This is a genomic window from Vibrio sp. 1402 (genome assembly GCF_033340275.1).
The window spans coordinates 1-1,079 of the sequence record NZ_JAWOWE010000088.1 but is presented as its reverse complement, the minus strand read 5'-3'; the positions used below and the strand labels follow the sequence as shown (position 1 = coordinate 1,079).

Here is a 1,079-nt window from a genome sequence, read left to right as displayed (position 1 = left end):
CTAGGCTACAAACGTAAGAACTTATCTCGTAACGCAGAATTTGGCGGCACGCTAACCTCAGGTATGGTCCCTTGGAGTGACAACGGTATCTACATGGCTAGTATTTTGGGTGTTGCTACGCTGTCTTACGCCCCATTCATGTGGCTAAGCTTTGTATGTATTATTGTGACTATCTTCACGTCTTACATGGGTTGGTTTGTTGATAAATGCGAACCAACATCAGAAGCAGTTGAACAAGCTGAAGGCGAATTAAAGCAGCAAACGGCTTAACTTCGCAGAGTTAGGAAGAACCTCCCTTCCGAATGAAAGACAAAGAAAAGAGCGCATTCGCGCTCTTTTTTGTATCTAAACTACACGTTAGCTTTGTTTTACTTTTGTTTTCACCGCCGCTCGCTTGCCAAGCACATAACCTAAACCAAGCGGAGCGAAGAATATCGCAGCAATGAACAGAATAAAGTAGACAATTGTGCTCTTCACTAATTCTATCAACTTGGTCATGGCGAGATTCACAACCTCTTGAGACACTCTATCCATATCCTGAGCAAACTTCTCACGTTCATGCGTGATGATCAGAGCGAGCTCTTGGCGCTCTCTAGGCACCATGTCTTCTAATGCTTGTCGCTCTTCACCTAACTGAGACAAACGCGCTTCGGTTTTTTGATCAATGTCGTCCACTAAAGGCTGCAGTTCAACCGCCATTTGTTCAGCCAAATAACGCATATACTCAGGGTTGTTATCGATGAAATCTCTCATTGAGTCAGCAGTCACTTGCAGACTGTTCAAAGCGGCATTAACCTTCTCAATACTTGCCGAACTGTTCAACGCTAATAACTGCGCCTTCGAAGTAATGATCTGTGGCGTTTGTTCAGTGACCAAACTCAATCTATCGGATACATCTCCCAATGCTTCCGGCATCGTACCCAACGTTGTTACCGCGTCTTCCTCACTGATTTGATTGGCTTCTAACCAAGCACGGTAAGCTGGCGTTCTAATCATGCTTAAATCAGCGAACGGATACTGTTTAACAAAGTCAGCAACAAAGAGCTTCGTTTTATCGTAAACCTCTTTTTTCAACAGTG

The 1,079-nt window shown here is 44.1% G+C and carries 2 protein-coding genes; one reads left to right on the top strand and one right to left on the bottom strand.

What is annotated here, in order from left to right; translation table 11 throughout:
• The coding region (locus tag R7044_RS24315) for a Na+/H+ antiporter NhaC family protein (protein WP_318141735.1) at positions 1-270 on the top strand (270 nt) is incomplete at its 5' end.
• 87 nt (positions 271-357) lie between these two features.
• On the opposite strand, the gene R7044_RS24310 is transcribed toward R7044_RS24315, so the two are convergent.
• Positions 358-1,079, bottom strand: a 722-nt coding sequence (locus tag R7044_RS24310) for a chemotaxis protein (RefSeq protein WP_225455886.1), incomplete at its 5' end; no start/stop codon positions are given.